The sequence below is a fragment of the Sphingobacterium sp. GW821-FHT03E03 genome, from assembly GCF_059420745.1.
Genome location: NZ_JBWKUH010000015.1, coordinates 65,055 through 86,497 on the forward strand (window position 1 = coordinate 65,055; position 21,443 = coordinate 86,497).

General features: G+C 41.1%; 19 protein-coding genes. 16 read left to right on the forward strand and 3 right to left on the reverse strand.

The window, feature by feature from the left end:
- Positions 1-139: 139 nt before the first annotated feature.
- The 4 genes from AC07UV_RS16620 to AC07UV_RS16635 all read left to right on the forward strand — a co-directional run bounded on the left by AC07UV_RS16620 (position 140) and on the right by AC07UV_RS16635 (position 6,580).
- Entirely contained in the window at positions 140-1,303 is a 1,164-nt protein-coding gene (locus AC07UV_RS16620; RefSeq protein ID WP_495184560.1) for an aldose epimerase family protein, read from the forward strand.
- Positions 1,304-1,461: 158 nt separating this feature from the next.
- Positions 1,462-3,507, forward strand: coding sequence for a beta-L-arabinofuranosidase domain-containing protein (locus tag AC07UV_RS16625; RefSeq protein WP_495184561.1), 2,046 nt, complete (start codon positions 1,462-1,464; stop codon positions 3,505-3,507).
- A gap of 29 nt (positions 3,508-3,536) precedes the next feature.
- On the forward strand, positions 3,537-5,381 hold the full coding sequence (locus tag AC07UV_RS16630) for a glycoside hydrolase family 2 protein (protein ID WP_495184562.1): 1,845 nt from the start codon (positions 3,537-3,539) through the stop codon (positions 5,379-5,381).
- A 116-nt stretch (positions 5,382-5,497) separates the two neighbouring features.
- The gene (locus tag AC07UV_RS16635) at positions 5,498-6,580 is read left to right on the forward strand and encodes a family 43 glycosylhydrolase (protein WP_495184563.1); all 1,083 of its coding nucleotides are present in this window, start codon (positions 5,498-5,500) and stop codon (positions 6,578-6,580) included.
- A 113-nt stretch (positions 6,581-6,693) separates the two neighbouring features.
- On the opposite strand, the gene AC07UV_RS16640 is transcribed toward AC07UV_RS16635, so the two are convergent.
- Positions 6,694-7,641, reverse strand: a complete 948-nt coding sequence (locus AC07UV_RS16640) for an alpha/beta fold hydrolase (protein WP_495184564.1) — start codon at positions 7,639-7,641, stop codon at positions 6,694-6,696.
- 312 nt (positions 7,642-7,953) lie between these two features.
- On the opposite strand from AC07UV_RS16640, the gene AC07UV_RS16645 reads away from it, so the two are divergent.
- The 8 genes from AC07UV_RS16645 (at position 7,954) to AC07UV_RS16680 (ending at position 15,400) form a co-directional block, all read left to right on the forward strand.
- Positions 7,954-9,465 carry an ankyrin repeat domain-containing protein gene (locus AC07UV_RS16645; protein WP_495184565.1) on the forward strand — a complete coding sequence of 504 codons (1,512 nt, stop codon included), beginning with the start codon at positions 7,954-7,956 and terminating at the stop codon, positions 9,463-9,465.
- 4 nt (positions 9,466-9,469) lie between these two features.
- Positions 9,470-9,955: a DUF2271 domain-containing protein gene (locus AC07UV_RS16650; protein WP_104382750.1), complete on the forward strand. Its 486-nt coding sequence runs from the start codon at positions 9,470-9,472 to the stop codon at positions 9,953-9,955.
- 6 nt (positions 9,956-9,961) lie between these two features.
- The gene (locus AC07UV_RS16655; RefSeq protein ID WP_495184566.1) at positions 9,962-12,160 is read left to right on the forward strand and encodes a PepSY domain-containing protein; all 2,199 of its coding nucleotides are present in this window, start codon (positions 9,962-9,964) and stop codon (positions 12,158-12,160) included.
- Between the two features lie 40 nt (positions 12,161-12,200).
- Entirely contained in the window at positions 12,201-13,181 is a 981-nt protein-coding gene (locus AC07UV_RS16660; RefSeq protein WP_495184567.1) for an FAD:protein FMN transferase, read from the forward strand.
- A gap of 204 nt (positions 13,182-13,385) precedes the next feature.
- Entirely contained in the window at positions 13,386-13,943 is a 558-nt protein-coding gene (locus AC07UV_RS16665) for an RNA polymerase sigma factor (RefSeq protein WP_495184568.1), read from the forward strand.
- A gap of 10 nt (positions 13,944-13,953) precedes the next feature.
- Positions 13,954-14,292 (forward strand): hypothetical protein, encoded by a 339-nt coding sequence (locus AC07UV_RS16670; RefSeq protein WP_223578460.1) that lies wholly within the window; start codon positions 13,954-13,956, stop codon positions 14,290-14,292.
- Positions 14,293-14,546: 254 nt separating this feature from the next.
- On the forward strand, positions 14,547-14,840 hold the full coding sequence (locus AC07UV_RS16675) for a hypothetical protein (protein ID WP_495184569.1): 294 nt from the start codon (positions 14,547-14,549) through the stop codon (positions 14,838-14,840).
- Positions 14,841-14,947: 107 nt separating this feature from the next.
- Complete coding sequence (locus AC07UV_RS16680) at positions 14,948-15,400, forward strand: Hsp20/alpha crystallin family protein (protein ID WP_495184570.1); 453 nt, start codon at positions 14,948-14,950, stop codon at positions 15,398-15,400.
- Positions 15,401-15,555: 155 nt separating this feature from the next.
- On the opposite strand, the gene AC07UV_RS16685 is transcribed toward AC07UV_RS16680, so the two are convergent.
- Positions 15,556-16,137 carry a DUF4126 domain-containing protein gene (locus AC07UV_RS16685; protein WP_495184571.1) on the reverse strand — a complete coding sequence of 194 codons (582 nt, stop codon included), beginning with the start codon at positions 16,135-16,137 and terminating at the stop codon, positions 15,556-15,558.
- Between the two features lie 269 nt (positions 16,138-16,406).
- Here AC07UV_RS16685 and katG point away from each other — a divergent pair, with 269 nt between their 5' ends.
- The gene (gene katG, locus AC07UV_RS16690) at positions 16,407-18,686 is read left to right on the forward strand and encodes a catalase/peroxidase HPI (RefSeq protein ID WP_495184572.1); all 2,280 of its coding nucleotides are present in this window, start codon (positions 16,407-16,409) and stop codon (positions 18,684-18,686) included.
- A 222-nt stretch (positions 18,687-18,908) separates the two neighbouring features.
- Here the strand turns inward: katG and AC07UV_RS16695 are convergent, their stop codons facing one another.
- Positions 18,909-19,646, reverse strand: coding sequence for a YqjF family protein (locus AC07UV_RS16695; protein ID WP_282255587.1), 738 nt, complete (start codon positions 19,644-19,646; stop codon positions 18,909-18,911).
- Between the two features lie 204 nt (positions 19,647-19,850).
- Between AC07UV_RS16695 and AC07UV_RS16700 the strand changes: the two genes are divergently transcribed.
- From AC07UV_RS16700 to hypB, 3 genes are all read left to right on the forward strand, one after another.
- A complete protein-coding gene (locus tag AC07UV_RS16700) occupies positions 19,851-20,249 on the forward strand; it encodes a hypothetical protein (protein WP_282255586.1) in 399 nt (132 codons plus the stop codon).
- Positions 20,250-20,338: 89 nt separating this feature from the next.
- Positions 20,339-20,683: a hydrogenase maturation nickel metallochaperone HypA/HybF gene (locus AC07UV_RS16705; protein WP_495184573.1), complete on the forward strand. Its 345-nt coding sequence runs from the start codon at positions 20,339-20,341 to the stop codon at positions 20,681-20,683.
- Positions 20,684-20,696: 13 nt separating this feature from the next.
- Entirely contained in the window at positions 20,697-21,425 is a 729-nt protein-coding gene (hypB, locus tag AC07UV_RS16710; protein ID WP_120258501.1) for a hydrogenase nickel incorporation protein HypB, read from the forward strand.
- Positions 21,426-21,443: the final 18 nt, after the last annotated feature.

A 21,443-nucleotide genomic window follows, 5' to 3' on the forward strand; every position in this document is an offset into this window, starting at 1 on the left:
ATTGAAACAATTTAATCCAAAAAAAAATAAAAAAAATTAGGATTTTAGTATTTGTATTGTAACCAATAAAATTATAAAAAATATAGAAAACAACATATTTGTCATTCAATAAAGATTATAAACCATTAAATCATAACAAATGAAAGGAAAATTGATGTTGCTGGGTATTTCTGGTATACTTAGTTATTGTTGCCTGTCTTGTCAGCAAACGAATAGTTCAAAAACCAGCCCAAACGACACTGTCGCAGCCTTAATGGACACTTCATCATTTAGCACAACGATTGATACGAAAAAAGTCTATTTATACGAATTAACCAATAAGAATGGTGTACAGGCCTATTTTACAAATTATGGCGCACGCCTGGTAGGCCTTTGGGTGCCCGATAACAAGGGGAAATTGCGTGATGTGGTTTTGGGATTCGCGAAGGCAGGTGATTACAATAATCCCAAAGAGCCATTTTTTGGGACTATTGTAGGGCCTTTTGGCAATCGGATCGCAAAAGGGAAATTTAAATTGGATGATAAGAGCTATACATTGGCGGTGAATAATGGTCCAAATACATTGCATGGCGGTTTTAAGGGCGTACATTTTGCACATTGGATCTTAAAGAAGGCCGATCAGTCATCCCTTACTTTCGCGTATACATTGCCGGATGGACAGGAAGGGTTTCCGGGTAATATTCAGATGGAAGTTACCTATTCGCTGAATGACAATAATGAATTGATGATTGCTTACCGTGCCGAAACCGAAAAAAAAACAGTCATTAACTTAACAAATCACGCTTACTTTAATCTGAATGGAGAGGGGAGTGGTACAATACTGGATCATCAACTTCAATTGTTTGCCAATCAATATACGCCTGTTGACAGTACATTGATACCTACCGGCCAATTGATAGCGGTGAAAGGAACTCCTTTCGATTTTACTGCGCCCAAAGCGATCGGAAAAGATATTAATACAAATGATCAGCAACTCAGTTATGGAAAAGGTTATGACCATAACTTTGTTTTGAACAAAGACAAGGAAGGAGAATGGTATAAAGCCGCACATGTCGTAGGCGATAAGTCAGGTATTGTCATGGATATTTTGACGAATGAACCGGGGATCCAATTCTATAGCGGCAATTTTATGAATGAGCAAGTGCAGTTAAAAAACGGGGAAAAGGATGCATTCCGAACAGCTTTCTGTCTCGAACCACAGCATTTTCCAGATGCACCAAATCAACCCAAGTTTCCAACGACAGTTGTAAGTCCTGGACAAGTCTATCAAACGAAATCCCTGTACCGTTTTTCGGTAAAATAATACATATTAATAATGATTGGTTTTGGAAGTACATCTCGATAGAGATGTGCTTTCTTCTATTGATACAAATAGGCAGTTTTTTGAGAAAAATCAATCATCCAACTCATTGATTAAAGTTTAATTTTGGGTAATCAGTTATAAAACTAATCAAGCCAATAATGACAAAAAAAATAGGCCTATTATCTTATTTAATTGGAATTTGTTTTCTAAGTTCAGCGCAAAACAATGCCGTAATCGCTGTTGATCAGCTACCGGTTGAAGGGAAGAATTTAAACTATATTAATAACCGTTTACCATTAAAACAGAATGCGCTGCTGAAACTGCCCGTAGGTAGCATTGTTCCTCAAGGTTGGTTAGGAAAGTATTTGGAATTACAGAAGGACGGTCTTACAGGGCACCTGGGAGAAATTAGTGCTTGGTTATCCAAGAAAAATAATGCCTGGTTGAGTACAGATGGGAAAGGGGAATACGGTTGGGAAGAAGTTCCTTATTGGTTAAAAGGTTATGCAAACCTGGGCTATATTCTGAAAGACCCCAAAATAATAGCAGAATCAAAAATATGGTTGGAAGCAGCTATAAAGAGCCAAAGACCGGACGGTTACTTTGGCCCCCTGATCCTGCGCAACAATAAACCGGACTTATGGGGTAATATGATTATGCTTTGGTGCCTGCAGTCCTATTACGAATATAGCGGAGATCAACGTGTTCTGACCTTGATGACCAATTACTTTAAGTGGCAGGCGAATCTACCTGATAGTTTTTTCCTAAAAGATTACTGGGAGAACAGTCGTGGTGGAGACAATTTATTGTCAGTTTATTGGCTTTATAATCGGACGCAAGGGAATGAATGGCTGATGGATTTGGCCGATAAAATCCATCGCAATACAGCAAATTGGCGACAAAAGAATGATTTACCCAATTGGCACAATGTCAATATCGCACAATGTTTCAGGGAACCGGCTACCTACTATCTTAAGAGCCAGTCCGGCGACGACCTCAAGGCGACCTACGCTAATTTTCACTTTGTCCGGCAGGTATTCGGTCAGGTGCCGGGCGGCATGTTTGGTGCAGATGAAAATGCTCGTCCAGGGTATACTGACCCTCGACAGGGCGTCGAAACCTGTGGTATGGTTGAACAGATGGCTTCCAATGAGATTCTGCTGGGGATAACAGGTGATCCTTTTTGGGCGGATCACGCCGAAGATGTGGCCTTCAATACTTATCCAGCGGCGGTAACCGCTGATTTTAAGGCACTACGTTATATCACTAGCCCCAATATGAGCATTAGCGATAGCCACAATCATGCCCCGGGCATTGATAACAATGGCCCATTTTTGATGATGAATCCCTTTAGTTCGCGTTGTTGCCAGCACAACCATAGTCAGGGATGGCCATATTATGCGGAGCATCTCTATATGGCGACTAACGATAATGGCGTTGCCGCGGTATTATATGCAGCATCCAATGCAGATATAAAGGTCGGAAATAATCAAAAGATCCGAATTCAACAAAGCTCTAATTATCCATTTGAAGAGTCTATTCGCTTTGTCATCGGAACAAATGGAAAGACAATTGGTTTCCCATTTTACTTGCGGATCCCGGCTTGGGCAAAACAGGCACACATCAAAATTAATGGAAAGACAGAAAAGGTTGAACCGGGGGCAAAGTATATCCGGATTGACCGAAAATGGAAAGATAACGATCAGGTCGAACTTTCACTGCCGATGTCCATTGTATTGAATACTTGGACAGCGAATAAAAATGCGGTGAGTATTCAACGGGGACCATTGACCTATGCCTTGAAGATCAAAGAGAATTATGTGCAGAAGGACAGCAAAGCTTCAGCTATTGGAGACTCAAAATGGCAGGAAACCGCCGATCCAACCAAATGGCCTTCCTATGAGATCCTTCCGGCAAGTGATTGGAATTATGGTCTTGTTCAAAATCAGTTGACAGCACCGGATCAATTGAAGGTCGTCAAGCGGGCTTGGCCAAAAGACGCTTTTCCATTTGAGGCGGATGCAGTACCGATCTCTATTATGGTCAAAGCAAAAAAAGTAGATGGTTGGAAAATAGATGAAAATGGATTGACAGGGGTATTGCCATTGAGTCCTGTAGCGAGTCAAGCTGCGGTACAAGAGGTTGAACTGATTCCGATGGGTGCCGCCCGTTTACGTATCGCGGCGTTTCCAACCGTAAAGTAATTAAAGATATAAATGACATAACGATTTTTATGATGAAGAAAACCTTGTTTTTTGCCAGTCTGATGATGGCTGCTCAAATGAATTTTGCGCAGGAATGGAAACCTGTTGGTTCGCATATTCTGACTTCTTGGGGTGAAAAAGTAACAGCACAAAAGCCTCATCCAGAATACCCAAGACCGCAACTGGTGAGAACCAATAACTGGCAAAATTTAAACGGCTTATGGAAATATGCCATTACCCCAGTAAATACAAAAGAAATTCCGCAGCAGTGGGATGGAAGTATCTTGGTTCCTTATGCCATAGAATCTGCGCTTTCTGGTGTAGGGAAGGAAGTTGGTAAGGATAAAGCGCTGTGGTATACCAATACGGTTACTTTGGACAAGTCTGTCAATAAGAATAATGTGTTGCTCCATTTTGGAGCGGTGGACTGGCAATGTGATGTATACGTAAATAATCAATTGGTCGGAAGACATGAAGGTGGTTTCGACCCTTTTACGATGGATGTGACCCCTTATCTCAAGAAAGGAGCTAAGCAAGAGATTGCCCTTCGCGTATGGGATCCGACGGATGATGGGCCACAACCTAGAGGAAAGCAGGTTAACCGTCCCAATGGTATCTGGTATACACCGGTTACAGGGATATGGCAAACGGTATGGTTAGAAAGTGTACCAAAGTCTTACATTGTGAAAACAAAACAGACGCCAAGATTAGATGAAGGTGTGCTTGCCTTCCAGGCCACAGTAGCAGGTAGTCAAGTGGGTGATGAAATTAAAGTGCGGGCATTAAACGGAACTCAAGTGATTAAAGAACAGGTGGGACAACCAAATGCAGACTTTGATCTTTCTGTTCCAAATTTGGAAGCCTGGTCACCGAGTAATCCAAAACTTTATGACCTAGAAATTCAGTTACTTCGCAAAGGTAAGGTCATTGATCAGGCAAAAAGCTATTTTGCCATGCGTAAAATTTCAATGGAGAAAGACGAAAATGGGATACAGCGCATGCTGTTGAACAACAAGTTTACCTTTCAATATGGACCACTTGATCAGGGCTGGTGGCCCGATGGTTTACATACCGCTCCTACGGATGAAGCTTTAAAATTTGATGTGGTCAAGACAAAGGAAATGGGCTTTAATATGATCCGTAAGCATATTAAAGTTGAACCTGCACGCTGGTATCGCTATTGTGATAGCATTGGTATGCTTGTGTGGCAGGATATGCCAAGCGGTGACCTGGGGGGAAATCATTGGGATATGCAACCTGGAAAAATATCAGGTGGAAATCGGGATAAAGTCCGTTCGCAGGAGTCGGAAGGATACTACAGAAAAGAATGGAAGACCATCATGGACGTGCTTCACAATTACCCGAGCATCGTGATCTGGGTACCTTTTAACGAAGCCTGGGGTCAGTTTAAGACAAAGGAGATTACCGAATGGACAATGGCCAATGATCCTTCCCGATTGGTAAACAGTGCCAGTGGTGGTAATTTTATGGAAACAGGTCATATACTGGATATACACAATTACCCGGATGCAGCCATGCCGGATCCCAAATTATTTGGAGCGAAACAGGTACTCGCACTTGGTGAATTTGGAGGACTGGGACTGCCGATAGATGGTCACTCCTGGCAGCAAAAGGATAACTGGGGATACCAGAGCTTTAAAAATAAAACAGAACTTCTCGAACGATATAAGCAACTGATCCGTGATCTGACAAGACTGATTCCAATGGGATTGTCGGCTGCAGTTTATACACAGACAACAGATGTGGAGGTAGAAACCAACGGTTTAATGACCTATGATCGTAAAGTAGTAAAAATGCCTGAAGCGGAATTAAATACTGCCCATCAGGCCTTATATCAAGCAACAACAAAGTAAATCAGTCAATGCTTAGAATCCATTCATGGAGATTATAGCGGCTTATAAATAGTTTTCCGGATACAATGGGGTGGGTAGTATCGGGATAAAATAAAAATAATAAAATGTTACTGTCAATGTTGCTAAAATATTGGATTGGAATAGGTGTAATCCTGAGCCTGTTGAATTCGTGTGGGAGTTCTTCAGGTTTAGGTGCACAAACTGTACACGCTACGGGGGCGTCCGTAAAGAAGACAACCTATATAAATCCTGTTTTTGAACCGATACTTGCGGACCCTACGGTGGTACGTAATCCGCAGGATAAATTATTTTATGCTTACGGAACGGCGGACAACTGGGGCGACGGCAAAAGGCAGCGTCTAGTTTCAATTTTGCAGTCAAGAGATCTCGTGCATTGGACCTGGATCGGGGCAGCATTTTCAACCAAACCAAACTGGAAGCCAGCAGGTGGGATTTGGGCACCTGATGTGGTTTTATTGAATGGAAAATACCTGATGTACTATGCATATTCCACCTGGGGAGATCCTAATCCCGGTATTGGAGTGGCAGTAGCGGACAAACCCGAAGGGCCATTTAAAGATCGGGGTAAACTGTTCGATAGTAAATCAATCGATGTACCCAATTCAATAGATCCCTATTTTTTCAGGGAAAAGGACCATAACTACCTCTTCTGGGGAAGTTTTAGCGATGCCGCTACACAAGGGACTTATGGAGTACCTCTGGATAACGATGGAACGCAAGTACCAGATTTGAATAAGAAATTTAAAGTTGCGGCTGGTGATTTTGAAGCTGTGGTGATCCATAAAAGAAAAGACTATTATTACTTTATCGGCTCAAAGGGATCCTGTTGCGAAGGCGAGAAAAGTACATATCACGTACTTGTAGGGCGTTCGAAAAATTTGAAAGGCCCTTATCTGGATCAGAAAGGCCGTGATTTAGCCCAAAGGGGTAATGGAACCTTATTGCTGAAGGGTAATGATAAATTTGTCGGAACTGGGCATACCTCGCGGATTATAACCGATGATCAGGGCAATGATTGGTTGCTTTATCACGCCATGGAGCCAAAACGGCCACGCGTTTCTACAGGGGGTAATCGCCGCATGCTATTATTGGATAGGGTAATCTGGAAAGAAGATTGGCCTACGATTGAGGGGGAGACAAGTAGCGTTGTGGAAAAGGTCGCACCTGTCTTTAAATAGTTTTGATTAACATTTTGACGGAAATTGGATTACTACTGCTAACGGCTATTTTATCTCTACTAGATGAGATGCTTGAGTCACAGCAATTGTTTAGCCCAAATACTTGGCTACAATTAGCTTAAATGCTGCTCTAGCCATTGATCAATGAATTGAAAGACATCTTCCCTGCAGTCTTCGTTGAGTATTTCGTGACGCATGCCTTCATACAGCTTTACAGTAATATCGTTTTGTCCCTGCAGGCGTAATTGTGCGGCGGTTTGTTCCACTCCCTTCCCAAAGTCACCAATAGGGTCATCCTGTCCACTAATAAATAATAGCGGTAAATTTTTCGGGATGTGTTTTGATAGTTCTTTATCTGTCGCGCGTAGCGATAAACTCAATACGGTATAAAATCCATTGTTCGTAAATAAACCACCACAGAGTGGGTCCTCGATAAAAGCAAGACGATTCGCTTTGTTGACACTCAGCCAGTTGCTGTTATTTTGATTGGGCTCATTTTTAAATCCGGCATTATTACGCTGATCAAATATGCTGTTAATCAATCGGCTTCGTTTTTTAGGTGCAAAGGAATTGAGAACAGCCAATAGCATACGAAAAGCTATGGATCCCTTTTGCCGTGCGCCCGTTCCAACGATTATTGCCCCTTTAAAACGATCTCCAGCTTGTTGTAAGGCACAACGGGTAACAAATGATCCCATGGAATGCCCCAAGATAAAATGCGGTTGATCGGGATAGCTTCGTTGCAATACCGTGCTCATTGTTAACGCATCCTGGACAAGTTGTTCCACTGGACTGGATCGTTGGAAATACCCTAATTCACCCGTATTATCGGCCGTTTTCCCATGACCCAACTGATCATAGGTGAGTACAGCAAAACCACGGTCAGTCAGATGATTGGTAAGCATTTGATATCGGCCACTATGTTCCTGCATGCCATGGACAATCAATATTGTCGCGATTGCCTTTTGGTCCACAGGTTCAAATATACGATAGAAGAGTTTATGACCCGGTTTACCTTCAAAAGAACTTGTCGGAAAAAGATTGGACGATACCATATTCATGATGTTGCTTCCTTAGTGTTGAAGTAAACTAAGATAATTTTGTTGGATTTGCAAGTTGGGTTTGTCTGCTTTGGATAAAAAAAAACGAAAGAGGGGCTTAAAGAGCAAATTTAGCCCGTATTAATTTTTTAGTATCAGAATATTTTTTAGATTTGCAATAATTTAGAATTAATTTAAATAAGCAATTAATTCTTCGGCTTAATAATCAGTATTCAACTGAGGTTAGCATAAGACTACACGATATTCACAAATAGATAGCGCGAAATAGCGATTACTTATGATAACTTCATTATCCATAAAAAATACGTTCTAATGAAAAAGACACTTTTAGCAGCTTTACTTTTAGCGGCATCTTATGCCCAGGCACAGACAAATTCATTGATGAATGGTGAGTTTTGGAAAGGTAAACCTACTTTGGCTACCGTTAAGGAAGAGATTACAAAAGGAAATAGTCCTTCACAACCAAATGCGGCATCTTTTGATCCTGTAACGATGGCAATCCTAAATGGAGCCCCGACTGATGTTGTCAAATTCATGATCGAACAAGAAGGAAATAGTGTGACTAAGAAAACACACCATAGTCGAAGTTATTTACATTGGGCTGCTTCAAGTGGGAATGCTGAATTGGTGGACTATCTCATTGCAAAAGGTTCCGATGTGAACTATCAGGATAGCCATGGCTACCCAATCATTGCCTATGCTGCGTCGACAGGAAACACCAATACCGCTGTTTATGACGCTTTGTTTAAAGCAGGAGTAAATCCGAAACAAAAATATGAAGGTGGAGCCACGTTAATGATGCTGGCGGCTTCTGCTGATAAAGATCTTGCATTGACAGATTACTTTATCAAGAAGGGGCTTTCTATACAAGATAAAGATGAGTACGGCCGCGTTGTCACGGATTATGCAGCGAAATTAGGTAACATGCCGTTGGTCGAAAAGTTTATTGCCCGTGGTGTAAAACCGACAAACAATGCGTTGTTTTTTGCTACGCAAGGATCCAGACAAGCATCGAATGGACTGGAGACCTATACCTATTTGGTAGAGAAACTAAAATTGGATCCTAAAGCTATTAATAAAGACGGTGCGACTTTAATGCATGTCTTGGTGCGTCGCCCAGATATGACGGTGATCAATTACTTTTTAGAAAAAGGGGTTGATGTTGCAAAAGCAGATAACGAGGGCAATACAGCCCTTATGGTTGCGGCGAATGGCAAGGACGCGAAATTAGTAGAACTGCTGCTTTCCAAAGCGAAGAACGTGAATGCGGTGAATGAAAAAGGTGAATCCGCATTGACCAAAGCAGTGGGTAATGGTACAGCTGAGGTCGCAGCACTCTTAATTAAAAACGGTGCTGATACCAAACTATTGGATAAAGACGGTAATAACTTAGCTGTTTACTGGTTCAATTCTTTTAGAGAAGCACCGCAAGGTGGACGCCCACAACAGGGGGCGCAATCCAATAGCCCACAGGTAGATGATTTTAAAGAAAAATTGGGCGTGCTTAAAGCTGGCGGATTGGATGTTGTCGCACCACAGAAAAATGGTAGTACACTCTATCATTTGGCTATAGCCCGGGAAAATGCAAACTTGATCCAGAAAGCAAGCGAATTGGGGGTAGACATCAATGCACAGGATAAAGAAGGAACCACTGCACTACATAAAGCTGCTTTGATTGCCAAAGACGATTCATTATTGAAGAGATTGGTCGCTTTAGGAGCAAAAAAAGAACTGAAAACCGAATTTGATGAAACCGCATACGATTTGGCCAAAGAAAATGACTTTTTGTCAAAAGGAAATGTACAGTTGGACTTTTTAAAATAATAAGATGAATACTATAATTAAAATCGCGCTAATCACACTTTTGTTTTCTGCAGTTTCTGTCAGCACATTTGCCCAAACGGGTAAGTATAAATGTATGATTCAAATGAACGCCTATCAAGGAGAAGGAGCTTATGTCGTTATTTCACTCATAAACCCGAAGGGAGCATACGAAAAAACACTCTCCGTATTGGGACCAGATAAACAATGGTATAACACATTGAAAGAATGGTATAAATTTCAGGCTAAAACCAAAGAAAAGCTGAGCGCAGTGACTGGTGCTTCTGTTGGTGGTGGTGACCGTGCGATGCGTACATTGGAAATTGATGAGTCTAAATTCAACAAAGGGTATAAACTTCGCTTTGAATCCGCTGTAGAAGAACAGAAATATCATACTGCAGATGTAGAAATCCCATTAACAAAAGAAGCTATTACTGAAAAAGCAAATGGTAAGGGATACATTAAGCTTGTCAAATTAAATAAAGTACAATAAGAAAAAATGTTGGTATCTGTCTGGAGGTATGCACATTTAGCCTTAGCTCTTGTTTCTTCTGTTTTTTTACTATTATTATCGGTCACGGGAGTAATTTTGGCCATTGACGCCGTCAATGAAAAAATACCACCCTATCGAATGGAAAATATAGATTCTTTGGATCTTTCGCAGACCATTACCGGTCTGCGAAAGGTTTATCCCGAAATTATTGAAATTTCGGTCGACCACAATCAATTTGTGAGCATTGACGCCATAGATGCTGAGGGAAATACTGTAAAAGGGTATATTGACCCGCAAACCGGCAAATATCTGGGTGCACAAAAGAACAAAACAGAGTTTGTTCAATGGACTACAGCACTGCATCGTTCCTTATTCTTAAAGGTAACAGGCCGAATCATTATTGGCATCGCTTCTTTTCTACTATTTTTGATTACAATCTCTGGTTTAGTGTTGATTATCAAACGTCAACAGGACGTTCGACATTTCTTTGCCAAGATCAATCGGGATTTCTTAGCACAGTATTTTCATGTTGTATCAGGGCGGTTGTTTCTGATACCCATTTTAATTTTGGCTTTGACGGGGACCTATTTATTTATGGTCCGAATCGAACTGTTAAAGAAGACAAACCAAACGGTTGAATATCCAGTGAAGGAAAATGAGACCGAGGAACTGGCGATAGCAGATTTTTCGATCTTTAAAAAAACGAAGCTTAACGATGTCGTGAAGGTGGAGTTTCCTTTTATGGAAGGAGATCCTGACGAATATTATGTCCTCAAACTGAAAGACCGGGAGTTGACCGTAAATCAATTGAATGGTGCCCTACATAAAGAGGTCAAGTATCCCTTTACTGCACTTGCAGAACAATTTTCGCTCGATCTTCACACCGGTAAAACCAATATGATATGGGCCATAATTTTGGGGCTTGCATCACTGAATATTGTGTTTTTTATTTATACAGGTTTTGTCATTACCTTCAAACGTACAAGAACAAAGATTAAGAATAAGTATAAGGCAGCCGACGCTGAAATTATTATTCTGGTAGGTACTGAAAATGGAAGTACCTTGTTTTTTGCCAATCAGATTCACAAACAGCTGTTGGCTGATGGTAAAAAATCGCTGTTGCTTGGCATGAACCACTATCAGTATTTTCCAAAAGCAAAACATCTTTTGCTGTTTACGTCCACCTACGGTCTAGGAACAGCGCCTTCCAATGCGACTCAGTTTGAGAAAAAGCTATTGGCCTATCCACAGCAGCAGTCGATTAATTTCTCTGTTCTCGGTTTTGGATCGAAAGCATACCCTGATTTCTGTGCCTATGCATATGCGATAGACAAGTTGCTCAGTCAGCAAACATGGGCCTCCCGACTGATAGACCCACATACAGTCAATGACAAAAGTGTTGATGAACTGATCTCATGGGTACATCATTGGAGTGAACATACCAATATTGCCTTAGCTTCTGCTCCAGCGATATACAGCTCCAAAGTTGTTGGATTGAAGAAATTTAAAGTGATTGCCCGATCAACTGTTTCGGAGAGCAACAGTACCTTTACACTTTTATTAAAGCCACTTGGAAAAATGAAAGTACAGTCCGGAGATTTGTTGGCCATCTATCCGGCGCAGGATCAACGGGAACGTTTCTATTCCATTGGATGCAAGGATGGAATGGTTCAATTAGTCGTCAAGCTATTTCCTGATGGTTTTGGCTCGGGATTTCTATATCAGCTAAAAGCCGATCAGGTTCTGGAGGCGCGTGTCATGGCCAACCCAAGTTTTCATTTTCCCAAGACAGCACCCGCTGTAGCATTGATTGCAAATGGAACCGGTATTGCACCATTTTTGGGTATGATTGCAGAAAATCAGCATAAAATACCTGTCAAGCTCTATGCAGGCTTCCGCAAGAACAACGAGATGACGGCACAATATCTGGAATTTACCGATGAACAAAAAAAACTGGGACAGCTGAACGATGTACAGCTGGCTTTTTCACGGGAACAGCAGGGGCAGTATGTGATGGATCTGATCCGTCAGGACGGTACGTACTTTGTTGAATTGCTCGAACAGCAGGGCTGTATCTTATTGTGTGGTTCACTTCGTATGCAACAGGATGTCGAAGCAACTTTAAACGAGATACTGCTGGTAAGTACAGGCAAATCGATCAACATCTACAAAGAAAAAGGTCAGATTCTGACAGATTGTTATTAAACAAACAATCTTATGCCATCATTTATTTTGACAATGTGTAATGAATTATTATAAGCAATATCTACTGATTTCAATACTTTGGTTGATAGCCGCCGCTAACGGTTTTTCACAGGTAACGCTTAAAAAACAGGTGACCCTTATGGGCTCTGTTTTTGAGATCACCCTAGTTGATCAGGATAGCGTAAAGGCCAACCAGCATATTGTCGAAGTCATCGCAGAGATTGAACGTATCGAAAACCTGATTTCGGAGTGGCGTCCATATACACAGATTTCGGAGGTCAACCGCAATGCGGGGATTAAACCTGTTAAAGTTGATCGGGAAGTATTTGACCTGACCAAAAGGGCAATTCAATACAGCCGGAATTCACAAGGAGCCTTTGATATTAGCATTGTCGCTTTAGATAAAATATGGAAGTTTGATGGCAGCATGGATACAATGCCTTCTGAGGATGCGATCAGAAATTCGGTTGCCAAAGTTGGCTATAAACATATTGTTTTGGATAGTGCTGCTTCGACTATTTTCTTGGAACTTCCGGGCATGAAGATTGGCTTTGGCTCGATCGGGAAGGGCTATGCCGCCGATCGGGGAAGGGAGATCATGAAAGCCTGTGGAACCACTGCCGGAATCGTCAATGCTTCCGGGGATCTATCTACCTGGGGTAGCCAACCAAATGGTGAGCCCTGGAAGATTGGGGTGAACAACCCCTTCAAATCACATCAGATGGTCCAGGTTCTTCGTCTAAATGAAATGGCAGTCGCTACCTCAGGCAGCTATGAAAAATATGCCGAAATCAATGGAAAACGTTATTCCCATATTATTAATCCCATCACCGGATATCCAGCTACGGGACTGACTTCGGTAACAATTTATGGACCGTCGGCAGAAATAGCCAATGCCCTGAGTACTTCCATTATGGTACTGGGTGAAAAAGAAGGGAAGAAAATAATCCGTAATTTCCCAAATTATCGTTTTATCTTTATTACAGACAAAGGAAAGGTTGTCCAGGATAAACGCAAGTAATCCTATTTAAACAACAACCTGTATGTTCATGTAACCATCATGATTTCTTTACGCCGGATGAATCGAACGATTGAGCTCATGAATGTCGCTTAAAAAATACAGACGATGAATAAATCTGATAGTTCCATCACAGCTGAAAATAATTTAGAGTAAAAGCTTTGTTGGTTCGTCTATGTAATTATGGACATTGCATACCAAAATCATATGGCAGAAAAAAACTCCAGATCATTTACAGACATCGTCAAGACTTATGGAAGTCAATTGCTGCGTTTTGTAAAAGGAAAGGTCAAAAAAACGGAAGATGCCGAGGATATCTTGCAGGAGGTCTGGTATCAATTCAGTCGTTTGACCAATATGGACGAACTGGAAAATGCTGTGGCATGGTTGTATGCTGTAACGCGAAACAAGATTACAGATAGTTATCGAAAAAAGAAAGATGAGTCACTTGATGATTTAATGGCGGATGGAGAGGAAGTGGATACGGCCTTTCCGATACGTCAGTTTCTGCTGGCCGATGATTCGAACAACCCTGAACTTAAATTATTCAAAGATATTTTTTGGGATGAATTGATGAAAGCCCTCGAAGAATTGCCCGAAAAACAACGTCGGGTTTTTATGCTTAATGAAATTGAAGATAAAACCTTGCAGGAGATTGCCGACATGGAAAATGAAAATCTGAAAACGATAATAAGCAGAAAGGGCTATGCTGTAAAACATCTGCGTTTACGTTTGCGGAACTTGTATGAAGAATTAAAATTTTAAAAATAAAGCTATGAATAGAAGAATGAGAAGACAAGGAAAAGGTAAATTTGCTTTTGTGTTTGTTGCCATTATCATTGGCGTTTTTTTGCTGGTAGCCTTGTTGCAATATCTGTGGAATACATTGATGTGTGATATTTTCAATTTGAAGGCAATCACGTATTGGCAGGCGTTTGGCTTGTTTGTGCTATCACGGATTCTATTTGGACGTGGATTTGGTAAGCCGGGAAGGGGCGGGTTCCGTAAAAATTTTCCCCCTGATATGGGCCGCCATGAAGATCTTTCGGAAGAGGAAAGGGAGCGCTTGCGTGAGGAATGGAAACGTCGTTTTAACGGACGATGTGGATTCTGAAAAAAAAAGTAAATTTTTTAAAGTAAAAACCTGATACAGGCGTCTTCTTCTATAAAGGCGCCTTTTTTTATGCCAAGAGCTGAAGAAACACTGTAAAGGTAATGACAGGACGCGATGATCTGTTATTAGCGATATAAAATAATGATACGGGTTGAGAAATTGACAACGAAAGAAGTATATCGAATAACGAATAGGATTACCAATAAGTGGATTGACAGATTTTGGGTTTAAAGAACAATTAAATTAAAGAAAAAATGAAAAATAAAATTCGATTTATATTACCCCGCTTGATTGCATTGACGGTAATAGTGGGTTTAGCCAGCTTGATTATGGGAGCGATCTTTAAGCTGTTGTTGGTTGCAACGATTTTATTCGGAATAGGAAGCTTTGCAATGGCCAAAATGCGCAGGAGAGAAATGCGTTCATTTAAAATGGACAAGGCTCCGATTCACCCCGGAATGTACAGTGCGTCGAGGACGAATAGTGCAATCGTTCCTTTATACAAACAACAACGGGTTAAGAATGTGACAATTGTTCCGGTATATTAATATCAGGACTTGGTAGAAAACCAAATAACATAAATAGCGGCAATAATGAAGTCCCTTGGACTGCTCATTGCGCAATACACAATATTCATTATTAAAAAAATAAAGACATGTTTAAAAGAGATCATTATTCCAGCGGATATTCAAATCAAAATAGATTTTGCGGTCAACATTTCAAAGACCGTTTTGAAAAATTTCAACAACATTTTTTTGAAGGCGAAGCAAGGCAGCGCGGAGAAGGACAGCAATTTGTTCCCGTAAATATTTCCGAAAATTCTGAGTTCTACGAAGTGCAGGTATTTTCTGCTGGCCGGAAGAAAGAACAGTTCCAGGTCAGTATAAATGAAGGGATTTTAACGATTTCCTGTACAGAAAATAGTAACGATGCGACAGCTTATATCTATAAGGAGCATTTGGGCACTGCATTTGAGCGTGAATTTCAATTAAATGAACAGGTGCTTACAGATAACGTACATGCCAGTTTTGAAGACGGGGTACTAACAGTCATTCTTCCTAAGGATCTTGACAAGGTAAAAAGGCCACAAGAAGTTATCATAGACTAGGTTTGACGGATTGTAACGCTTTTATAGCGCATAGAAAAAGGGGTGTCTGCATTGTGGACAACCCCTTTTTCTTTAATTTAGTTGGCGCCCTCCCTATAATCTCTTTTCGAATACGCAATGTTAAGGGAGCTTTTATTTTTGGACACTTTCCTTTTTTATGTTTTTTTGAGCTTCTTTTGCAATTGTTTTTTTCCAAACTTCCCGAAGAAATAGAATAAGGCGAAAACCACCAAAATAGCCATAAAAGGAACGAATATGGCCAGAATGGTCAAGACGGAGGAACCAATGGTCTCCATGGTCGAAATGATAAAATTGCCAAGACCCGCAGTACCGATGGAAGAAGCAGCTCTTGTACCAGCCAGTACTGTACTGATCGCCGCCGCAGTTCCCCCGCCGGCGATAATGGCCGCTGACCAGCGGAAAAACGGAGAAATATCTGTAAACTGCACCGCAAATAGTAATGTTCCCGCAATCGTTGCCAAAGGAATGGAAATGGTATCCAGAATATTGTCAACAAGGGGTATGTAGTAAGCGGCAACTTCGATAACCATCGCGATGCTTGTGGTGATCAGCACCAAATTGGAACCTGCCCAAGCCCATTCATTACCTACCTGAAATAATTCCAGACGACAGCCTAGGCTGAGCAAAAACAGAGGCATAAAAATTCGGAAACCTGTTGCCGCAGCCAGACTAATGCCAATAAATGCACTGACCAGGTATGTGGATAATTCCCCCATGACAAATGGATGCTTAGTTCTATCTATATAGTAGAATAAAAAAAATGTGCTTTTTGTTTTTAAAATTGTTGTGGACGGTCGGAATCGATGGCGTCTTGTGTTCGTTGTAACTGTTTGTTTTTATAATGTTTAGTTCTATTTATAGATTTTGATTATATTGTATCGAATCATTCGATGAGCAGGGGATACTGTATTTGTTTAATTTTATGAAGGTAAAAGTCAAACAATTTGATCATTTAAGGTATTATATAAATAAACTTTCTTTTAATATGGACAACAACGAAAAAGACATTAGCAAATGCCCATTTCACAATGGAACTATGCGCAACGCCGTTGCGGGAGGGGGAACCCAAAATCAAGATTGGTGGCCAAATAGACTTCGTGTGGATCTTTTGAGACAGCATGCGACGAAATCAAATCCAATGGATGAAGGTTTTGATTATGCTGAAGCTTTCAAACAATTGGATCTGGAAGCCGTTAAGAGAGATTTACATGTATTGATGACAGATTCACAGGATTGGTGGCCGGCAGATTTTGGACATTATGGTCCCCTATTTATTCGGATGGCCTGGCATAGTGCAGGAACCTATCGTGTAAGTGATGGTCGCGGTGGTGCAGGTTCGGGGCAGCAGCGTTTTGCACCTTTGAATAGTTGGCCAGACAATGTGAGCTTGGATAAGGCGCGTCGACTGTTGTGGCCGATCAAACAAAAATATGGTAAGAATATTTCGTGGGCAGATTTATTGATCCTAACGGGAAATGTTGCGCTGGAATCAATGGGATTTAAAACTTTTGGCTTTTCGGGGGGACGTGTGGATGCTTTTGAACCGGAATTGGATGTCTATTGGGGATCGGAAAAAACCTGGCTAGGTGGTGATGTACGTTATGCACATGGTTCTGAAGGTGTGGTTGAATCGCATGGTGTTTTATCAGCGGATGATAATGCTGATGGCAAACAACATTCACGCAATCTCGAAAAACCTTTGGCAGCTGTACAGATGGGATTGATCTATGTGAATCCAGAGGGACCAGATGGAAATCCGGACCCTATTGCAGCAGCAAAAGATATTAGGGACACTTTTGGTCGTATGGCGATGGATGACGAGGAAACTGTTGCGCTAATCGCCGGAGGACACACTTTTGGAAAAACACATGGTGCCGGACCCGCCGATAATGTTGGTAAGGAACCCGAAGCTGCAGGGATTGAACAGCAGGGGCTCGGATGGAGAAGCAGTTACGGTACTGGGGTAGGTACAGATGCCATTACCAGTGGTTTGGAAGTTATCTGGACTCAAAAACCGACCGAATGGACTAACCTCTTTTTTAAGAATCTTTTTGAAAATGAATGGGAACTCACAAAAAGTCCCGCTGGCGCGCACCAATGGGTGGCAAAAGGGGCTGATTCAAGTATTCCTGATCCTTTTGACCCCAATAAAAAACGTAGACCTACGATGTTGACAACGGATCTGTCCTTACGTTTTGATCCTGTTTACGAAAAGATTTCCCGTAAATTCTATGAAGATCAGGATGCTTTCGCGGATGCTTTCTCACGCGCTTGGTTTAAATTAACACACCGTGATCTAGGTCCACGTGAACGTTATCTTGGAGCTGAGGTGCCTAGCGAAGAATTGTTATGGCAAGACCCTATTCCAGCTGTAGACCATGTATTGGTCGATGAACACGATGTTGAAGGCTTAAAATTGACTATTTTGGCTTCAGGGCTTAGTATCGCAGAGTTGGTGACTACGGCATGGGCTTCGGCTTCGACATTCCGGGGGTCGGATATGCGTGGTGGAGCAAATGGAGCCCGTCTTCGCTTGGCGCCACAACGTTATTGGCAGGTTAATAACCCGACGCAATTGCAAAAAGTGCTAACTGTACTAGAGCAGATCCAACAGGATTTTAATGGTAAACAACAAGGTGGTAAAAAAGTATCGTTGGCTGATTTAATTGTCCTTGCCGGTGCAGCAGCAATCGAACAGGGAGCAAGAGCTGGTGGACATGCGCTAAAGGTTCCGTTTAATCCGGGACGCATGGATGCTTCTCAAGAACAGACGGATGTAGAATCAATGGGATATCTAGAACCTATTGCTGATGGTTTTAGAAACTATCGTAAAGGTTCCTACACAGTTTCCACAGAATCATTATTGATTGATAAAGCACAATTACTGACTTTATCTGTTCCGGAATTGACCGTTTTAATCGGTGGTATGCGTGTATTACAAGCTAATTTTGATGGCTCTCAGACAGGTGTGATGACGGAGCGCCCTGGACAGTTGACCAATGACTTTTTTGTGAACCTATTGGATATGGGGACAGCTTGGACAGCAGTTTCGCAAGATCGGGAACTGTTTGAAGGAACGGACCGTAAAACGGGCGCAAAGAAATGGGTTGCTGGACGCGCAGATCTGGTATTTGGTTCTAACGCTGAATTAAGAGCTGTTGCTGAAATCTATGGTAGTGCTGATGCGAAAGAAAAGTTCGCTAAGGATTTTGTCGCTGCCTGGAATAAAGTGATGGAATTGGATCGTTTTGATTTACACAGATAATTTGCTTGAGCTGCAATAGTTCAACTTAGTGCCCATACTCATACATCTGTCTTAAAATGGAAGCATTTGTTTCTTAGAGGCTAGGGCATAGGAGGGGTAAAATTCCGCTAAAAGGCTTTTTAGTGGAATTTTACCCTTTTTTTGGTTTGGAATAAATATCTTTCTAAACTACTCTCTCAGAGGAAAGGTAAATTGAAGAAATGACTATTGAGTTCAATGTGATCAAAAGGCCGGATGAATTGCTTTGGCCTTCCAAGCAAGTACTTGTACACCTGGAGAATAGTGTATAAGTGCAATATTTTCGTTATGGAGATGAATATCACCAGCTTTATAGTTCAACTGGCATTCTTGCAGCTGCACTGAAAACAAGGGCCATTCCGGATGGTGAATGTCGAAACGATATATTCCATCGCGTTGGTTCAGGTAAAGGCAATAGCGTTCGGTAAGCCAGGTGTCAAGGCTGGATTTTATTTTAATCTCATCGGTCACCTCAAAGATCGTTTTCAACCTAAAGCCCCTTTCTTTATTGAGATTATGATACCCTTGTGTATTCCTCAGCATGGAGGACTTTTCGTAAGGTAGACCCGACAACTTTTTTGCCACTAATGCGGATAAGAATTTACTTGCTTCAATATGGATAAAATAAACACCCTTTTTACCATCCTGATCGATATAGGTGCGTACATTGATCTCATAGAAGTCCGAGATGGGTGGGAATGCAGGCAAATTTCTGGGACGGATATTTTTCATTTTGAAAGCAACCAAAGATACATAACATAGACCTTCGTGCTGATCGATTTGCAATTCGACAGGAACTAGTGGCCGGAGTAGATCATAATCGACTTGAAAATGTAAAAAAAGTAGATCAAGCCATTCCTGATAGTAACGCCAGGGGCTAGTTGGTATAGGCCATGGACGATGATTATAATCTCTTAAAATTGTTTTAATTTTTTGTGCCAAAATCATCAATTTATGCCTCTAAGATCATTTTAATCTCGCTTTAACCAAATTTTAATTTAATATATGAAGAATTATGGAATTTTCTTTGGGCTTTTCCTATTTTGTGAAATAAAATTCAAGATTTGTGCTACTTTTTGTTGTTTGATCGGTAGTAACTTTGTGTTGTTTTCAAAGGGAAACTTGATACTTTGTTAGTTTGCAGCTATGTGGAAGCACTTTATTTTTCTAATTACAGTTCTGTTTGTTTCATTTAAAAGTTTAAATGCAAACAGTATTGTACCGAAAAGTGATAGTTTTCACCGCGAGATTTCTTCCCTAAAAACTGAACCAAATAAAGCTGATTTCCCCCGTTCCACCCTGCTAAAAATAGATAATCCAGATTTAGATCCTTTATATCCATCGCTGCAATCTATCGCCGAATTGGACGTCGAGATCAATCAGGATTGGTTAACAGACCGCTGGGTAGTTATCGTCGATTTGCTTTGGTATGAATTACGGCCTTCAGCATTGCAGAACGACTACCGTTATCTGCATATTTTGGATATTGAACCTATTCCCATAGCACGGTTCCTGCTTTTTGAGCAAATAAAAATCCCATTTTAGCGATTTTGAGCTTTCATGCTTAACGGAAATTGAACGAAAAATCGTATTTCTTTTCCAAATTTATTTTATTGATTTCTTAAAATATACCCATGCACGAGCTAAGTATAGTAAAGGATATCTTCGAGACCTTGACCTCGCATTACGAGACCAGAGTGGATGATATCCAGAAAATTCAGGTGACAGCCGGACTATTGTCCAATGTGCAGCCTGTGCTGATTCAAAATGCTTTTGACGCATTTATCACCGAAAATACCCATTACCGGGATATGGAAATGGAGGTTGTGGGAAATGATATTATCGCCTATTGTGAGCACTGTCAGAAGAACTTTCCTGTTCATTTTCATCGATTTGTCTGCGATTGTGGGCAGCCTTCGAGTACAATTGTTCAAGGAAATGAACTCTATATTTCCAAAGTAATTTTTAAACACGATTAAAAAATCATTTATCATGTCAGACAATACTCAAAATCCTAAAAGTTTAGGTAACCGTGTCGGTTCGGTTCAATGTGAAAATACAACCCTGCATTTATTAAAAGCAAATGATTTTGTCGCCAAAAGTATCCGCGACAGACTGAAAGATGTTTGTGTGATTAATGTATGTTCTTCTCCGGGTTCTGGTAAAACAACATTGATGCAAGAGACTGGAAAGCGTCTTTCAAAAGATCTAAATATTGCAGTCTTAGTAGGTGACCCTGAAACGGAACGTGATGCCATCCGTATGCGCGATGTTGGCATCAATGCGTTGCAGATCGTTACCGGCGGTATGTGCCATATTGAAGCACAAATGATTCTGCAGGCACTGGATCACATCGATATCGAAGGTATTGATTTGTTATTTATCGAAAATGTCGGAAACTTACTTTGCCCTTCCGCTTTCGATCTAGGTGAAGACTACAGAGTTACTTTATTGGCGACAACTGAAGGTGATGATAAACCAAAAAAATACCCACGTATGTTTTTGACCAGCGAATTGATGCTTGTTTCAAAAGCAGACTTGCTACCTTATGTGCCTTTCTCCGTAGATGCCGTGACAAAAGATGCCCGTGAAGTCAATCCAAACCTGGAAGTGATTACAATCAGTACCTTGAATGGAGATGGCCTAGATAGCTGGTGTGACTGGTTAAAAGAGAAAGTCCAACTGAAAAAAGAACAACAGAAAGTAGCTGCGGCGAAATAGTAAATGCGCGAAGGTGAT